The 6,023-nt window shown below is 54.0% G+C and carries 5 protein-coding genes; all 5 read right to left on the bottom strand.

Annotated features, from left to right (window positions below):
* Nucleotides 1-577: 577 nt before the first annotated feature.
* The 5 genes from QME24_RS15575 to QME24_RS15595 all read right to left on the bottom strand — a co-directional run bounded on the left by QME24_RS15575 (nucleotide 578) and on the right by QME24_RS15595 (nucleotide 5,825).
* Complete coding sequence (locus QME24_RS15575; protein WP_087535530.1) at nucleotides 578-2,143, bottom strand: hypothetical protein; 1,566 nt, start codon at nucleotides 2,141-2,143, stop codon at nucleotides 578-580.
* Between the two features lie 271 nt (nucleotides 2,144-2,414).
* Nucleotides 2,415-2,945 carry a hypothetical protein gene (locus tag QME24_RS15580; RefSeq protein ID WP_087535529.1) on the bottom strand — a complete coding sequence of 177 codons (531 nt, stop codon included), beginning with the start codon at nucleotides 2,943-2,945 and terminating at the stop codon, nucleotides 2,415-2,417.
* Between the two features lie 11 nt (nucleotides 2,946-2,956).
* Nucleotides 2,957-3,343, bottom strand: coding sequence for a hypothetical protein (locus QME24_RS15585; protein WP_281690881.1), 387 nt, complete (start codon nucleotides 3,341-3,343; stop codon nucleotides 2,957-2,959).
* 728 nt (nucleotides 3,344-4,071) lie between these two features.
* A complete protein-coding gene (locus tag QME24_RS15590; protein ID WP_082437986.1) occupies nucleotides 4,072-5,658 on the bottom strand; it encodes a recombinase family protein in 1,587 nt (528 codons plus the stop codon).
* A 17-nt stretch (nucleotides 5,659-5,675) separates the two neighbouring features.
* Nucleotides 5,676-5,825, bottom strand: a complete 150-nt coding sequence (locus QME24_RS15595; RefSeq protein ID WP_156327778.1) for a hypothetical protein — start codon at nucleotides 5,823-5,825, stop codon at nucleotides 5,676-5,678.
* Nucleotides 5,826-6,023: the final 198 nt, after the last annotated feature.

A 6,023-nucleotide genomic window follows, 5' to 3' on the forward strand; every position in this document is an offset into this window, starting at 1 on the left:
CTAATGAACACGGATTTCAGGGGGTTTCTGTATTCATTAACTTGTGACCGCTAGCGTTTACCTCATTGAATACGGGTAGGGCCGCTCTGCCTGCTCCCGACCCACCGGCTGCTTTCCCGCACGCACGAAAAAGCCCGCACAGAGGCGGGCTGAATGACATAGCCCTACCAATGGCAAGGCCGGAATAATGGCTTAGAAGCCCAAATACTGGCCCCTATCGGTTGTCGGCACTGAACCCAAGTTTGGAGCGAGCAACGGTAAGCAGAATCCAAGGTAACGCGTTGCAAAGGCTTACTACTCCCCCAGTGGGGGAAGTCCAGGCACGCTGGCGCGAGAACTCCACGGAATTGCGAGAGATAAGGCCGTGTGGCGACATTGGCTTGACCCACCTGTAGTGGAGGCCCCGTAAATGGGGGCTCCCACGGGTGTGAGGGTATGTGAGAGGCAGCACAGGCGCCCCAGAGCAATTAGATATTGCCTAGATCGGCAATAGATACTGGGATGATGCAGAAGTGAATCATCTTGGCGTGGTACTCACGTCCGCCAGCGGGGCGTATCGCCAAAGCTGGATATACCCCTATGCCACCAGCGGTACGGCCATCTCACTATTGCCCGCCTGCATCAAGTCAACGAGGATCGGCGGGTATTCCAAGTGCTCTGGGCAGCCTGCCCGCCCGCCGCGCCTTGAAGTCCGATATACGCGGCGGGCCTTCTCAATTGCCCGGTGGAGGCTCCACAGCAAACCTGTGCGAGCTTCTTCTAGCTGCTCGGGAGTGCAGAGGTCCAGAGCCAAAAGGGACTGCCATATCGGCTCAGCATCGGAGTACAAGCCCTCAAGGAACTTATCCCAGCCTCCCGAGGTTTTGAATCGCCACTTATCTGGTGCCTGCACTGTAGGCACCAGATTGACCACATAGAGGCGCTTGGACAGGCGATTCCGTAGCAACTCTCTAGGCACGTCTGCACCAGCTAGGGCGTTGTAGCAATGCTCAAGAATGCTGTTAATTAGGTGCTGGCGGTCTGCCTCTAGCAGGGGCCTGGACTTTTGCCATGGATACCTTGGCCTCCCCCACGGCTGTTGGTGGCACAAGTAAGCTAGTGGTTCCCACGTTGCATCCTTCAATGACATGAACCTCTCATGGACCACACTTTCTTCAATGCCCATCTGAGCTGCTACCTGCAACTCCGTCTGAGCAATGTAGGCGCCCAGCACTCGCACAAGGTCAAGCATAAATAGGCAATTGTCCCTGTGACGCTCTGAGAGAGATACAGCGGCCACCCGCTCCAGTTCATCGGCATATACGCACAATGGGGCGCGGGTAAGGGACTCTGGCCTGTAGCTGGTAACAGAACTATTACCACGCTGAAGCGCATCCATCTTTTCCAAGTCGTCGAGAGATTCCTGCTCTAACTCAGAGAGCGTATAACGTCGCTCTAGCTCCTTTACTGCTGTGCCCTTCTGCTGTCTATTGTAGATACGCTTGGCTAGCTCGTGCACTGTGTCCATCTTAATAAGAAGGCGCTGATTAACATAGTTGGTAAACTCAACACCTAGAAGGGCGTGAATCTTATCGACAATTTGCCGACTGGTATCACCCTTGGTGACTTCCCACTTCTTGATAAACTCGCTTGCAGGAACTCTCAAGCCTGCATCTACTGAAATAAATTTGTTACCGGCCTTCTGGTTGTGCATATCCAGGCCGATGAACAGGTTAAGGAAGTGCAAGGCGCCTGTGGAACCGTCTGTACCTCTGCTGGCCTGAATGTGGCAGCGGTGGTAAAGAGACTTCCGAGCCTTTCGATCGTAACCATGGCACTTCTTGTAGAGCTTAATAAACTTATCAAACTCGACAAGGGAGGCCGTAGTGTTTCCCCAGAGGATGGCTACGCTACCTTCTCGCCTGCACTGACTTATAGCAAACTGGCCTGCCGTGCTCTTGCTCCACTGTACTTTCTGCACTTCTATGCGGGACTGGCGCTTTGCTGCCTTATCAGCCTCTCTTGACTTGGCCTTCCTACAGCTATCTTTGCAGAAGCGTTTACTCTTATCTGCCTGTTCCCGGTGTCCTGTGAAAGGGGTATCGCAGGTAGCGCAGGTGTAACTGTAGTTACGGGTATTCTTCTTGGTCTTGCTTGGTGACATTCGTTCCACTCTCTAGGGAATCAAGCCGCATGGCAGCTTCAACAATCAATTGCTCGATTAGTCGGGTTGGGTTAATGGCGCCTGTGTATTCCATTAAGCGAAGCAACTTCGCTTGGTGTTCAGGCCGGTAAACTGAGATTCGCATGTAGGTTCCTACTGGAATTGTGCATAGCTGATTGGGCTGTAGCCTTAGTGCCATGCTGGTTTGAGCGATTAAGGCGGACAGAATCTATACTACCTGCCGCCTTCAAGTACTTACGCAAGGGGCCAGTTAGGCCACCTCGGCAGGCTCTGCGTATGCCCGGCGAAGGTCGGCCAGGGCGGCTGCTTCTTCACTTGCTTGCTGTGCGGCCAGTGCTGCTGCTTGCTCGGCTGCTGCCTTGGCTTCTGCTTTACGGCGCTGCATAGAGATGGTGAGTTCAACTTGGCGAGCAGTCTCAGCAGCATTACGCTCATACCGACTCTGTTCATACTCAGTACGCACCAACTCTTCTAGCTTGCGTAGCTCGGTCTTAATTACCTTCTCGGGCTTCCGTAGAATGGCCTTTAAGAATAGTGCTTCGACATTGAGCTTAACGATCCTGTAGCCCTGCACTATCTCATCTTGCATTTCGATCATGGACATCTCAAGTGGCTTGTGGCGCACAAAGTCAACATTGCCTGCTAGCCCCTTGTAGCCCAGCCCCTCTGAGTTGCTGTTGTACCGGGTAACTCGCTGGTCAAGTAGTTGCTGTAGCTCTGTGTCGTCGTGCTTGAAGAATTCTACGACCTTATCGCCGTAGGCATATGTAGCGTCCGTCATTATTGCTTTCCTTATTTACGTGATCGGTTAATCTGTTTAAAGCCCGCCATAAAGTCTGACTTGGTGAGCTTCTTGGTTGTTTTCTGCTTATTGCCGCTGGACTTTGTAGCGCTCTCCACAGGCTTCTGAGATGGGGTCTTATTCGACCCTGTGGGTAGGATTCCGGCCTTCTTCTTCGCCGCTTGTAGACGCTCTCTATGGCCCACAAGATCATCTAGAGTGGCTACCATTCCCGCCGAGAAGATAAAGTCTTCCAGAGCATTGAGGTATAGCAGCTCGTCCTTAGTTGCCTGGACATAATCCACTGTTGCGGATGGTGCTTCAGGCTTCTCCAGGAAGTACGACAAGATGGCTCCGTTGTCCTTGCGAACTTCGAGCGAGATATTGTTGCTGGTCATTAAGCGGCTTCCGTATCTTGCTGGGCTGCCTTCTCTGCTTCCTGGGCAAGGTACTCTTGTTCAAGTTGCTCTTGGCTAGCGGTGTTGTTCTTCTTCCATGTGCGTGACTGGCAAGTGGATGAGCAAAAGCGAGTTAGTGGAGAACGGGAGTAGTGAATACGACCACAGCCCTCACATTTATTACGTCTTAAAGGGCGTTGCGCCATTATTATATCCTTATTAAGTTATGTAGCAGGCACAGCGAGACCCAGGCTCTGCGGAGAGCTTTGGGGGTAAGTTTGTGCTTGGTTATGATGCACTTTCATGGTGAAGTGCTGCACCCTGTTGCGGGGCGAGTTTATAAAAGAGTGACCAGTTGCGTTGCTCTCCTGGCCGGAGAATACCTTTAAGTTAAGGCTCCTGAAGCGCACTTAACCATCCGGTACAACTATTGCGACCCAATGCAATTCGTGCCGATCATGCTGCCCTGGATCGGTAACAGGCAAGAGAATACGCAGACACGGCCTTTCCGTTCCGGTCGTCGTATTAGCAGGGGGTATGGGGGGTTGTAGCTAGAGGGTCGAGTGGGAATTCCCACTGAGAGAGATACCTTAACATGGAATGCTTGAAATGTAAAGCATAATTCAGTCAGTAATGCAACTATTTTATCTATTAATCTGATGGCCGGTCGATAGCTGCCGCCCGCAAGGAGGGAAGCTTGCGGGCCGGATAGGCATTGGAGATGGAGGCTAGCTATCTCCTATATGCTCCTTCCACTGCTGGGGAGTGGTGATTACGGTGTGATGCGGAAACTGCTGAGTGGCGTGACGATCTACAAAGATATCGCTGCCCTCGGGGACCGCGACCCGCCACATTTTGTATTTACGAGAATAACCCTCATAGCTAATGGCTAGAAGCGCTGGCTCGTCACTGGCGAGTTTATTAACGGCCAGCACCCCATCGCTATGGCACACGATGCGATAGCCGTCCTGTTGTAGCAGGTTCGAGACTGCGAAGGGATCAGACTGTAAAAAGCCATAGAATTCGACCATACCAACTGTTGCGGTATCTGCTACGACGGGTAGGGCGGCTAGCTCTTGCTCAAGCGTCTTTCTCTCATTCACCAGCTTGCTGTAGTCCGCCAGAGCATCCTTATCGCCATCATCCAGCAGCACCAGTTGCCGTAGCCTCGCCTGCTGCTGCTTCAACTGGTCAATCTGGCCTTCAAGCTTGATCCGTTGGCGCTTATTCTCTGGCAGCTTGGTGCGTTGATAAGCCTTGAACGCGTGAGGCTTGCGGGTTGCTTCGTAGAACCAAGCCACTACTGGCACGGGAATCGTCTTCTGATTGGTACACTTGTCGCTGCTCTGCATCCGGCGATAACAGCGAACGGTATCGGTCTGCTGCCTGGAGTTCTGGCGGAGTAGCACCATGTTGGCCCCGCAGTCACCACATTGCAGTAGCCCAGCCAGGGGGAATTTACGGGCGACCGTAACCGGTTGATCGGCTAGGTCGTCCAGCATCTTTTGTACTTGGAAGAACAGTTCGTCAGAGACGGCGGGCTTGAATACGCCCTTAATCAGTTCACCATCCACCCGCTTTTTCTTCCCGTCCACTTCGACAGTGACCGTGCGTTGCCAATGCCCGATGGCCGCAGGGTTTCGCAAGGCGTGCTTGAGGCTCTGGCGGTTGCCGAAGTATTGGGCGTACTGGATCGCCAGGGCACGCAAGGGCGCCCCGTTAGTAAAGGCTGTGAAAACCTGCTCCAGGGCGGCGGCTTCGACTTCCTTTAACTCGCCTTCGCTGGTGAGCCAGAACGGGTTGCGGCGTTTGATCGACTCGCGGAGCTTGGCCTTAATTGCGCGCTTCTCGTAGGACCCGACGGTGAAGTCGGACAGCCGAACGGCAAACTCGTGTGCTGCCTGTGCCTTCATGGCTAGGTAAAGCAGGCTGTTTCCCTTCAGGGACTTTGCGTCGTACCGCTGGCCATCGTCCAAGGTCACAAGGTCAATCCCTGCCTTCACGATGGTGCGAAGGTGGTTGAGCGTGTCCATCGGTTCGAGCCGACTGAAGCGATCCATAGCTTCTACCAGTATCACAGTGCCAGCAGGGAAATGGCCGTCTTCAATTGCTGCCAGCAACTCGCCCAGAGCACCCGCCTCAATGTGCTTGCCGCTGGAGCCGCTTACACCCAGATCCTCGAATTTCCGCTCATACCGGGTGTACTCGGGGTGGCGGGCAAGCCAATTGACGATCAGGGTTTCTTGACGATGAAAGCTGCTGCCGTAGCTTTGGCGTTGGCTTGAAAAGCGTGAATAGGGCACTGCGATGGGCATGGTGGAAGACTCTGAAATCAATCAATGCATATCTTACCCTCCCGCAGGCGGAACTTGTCCATCGGGAAGCGGTGCTCGGCAGGGAACTCCGGGCTGTAGTCTTCGTGGTAGATCAGCGGCAACGGCATGGGGGAGGTCGCGGTCAGGGCCAGTGCTGATCTTGCCATGGCCGGGACAGCTTTGCTGCCCAATCGCCGGCGAGCCGGCCACGGGGTGCGCATCAGGGCTGACAGGTGTTTGCCACAAGGTATGCAGCGCCTGTTAGAGCGAGCGCCGCCCGCGCGGCGCATCGCGAGCTGCGCTCGCTCCTTGTATGTTGTGACTGGCCTGGCGGGAGAAGTTATTCTCGTCAGGCTGAAGAAGCA

Source organism: Pseudomonas sp. PARCl1, assembly GCF_947311875.1.
Classification (GTDB): Bacteria; Pseudomonadota; Gammaproteobacteria; order Pseudomonadales; family Pseudomonadaceae; genus Aquipseudomonas; species Aquipseudomonas juntendi.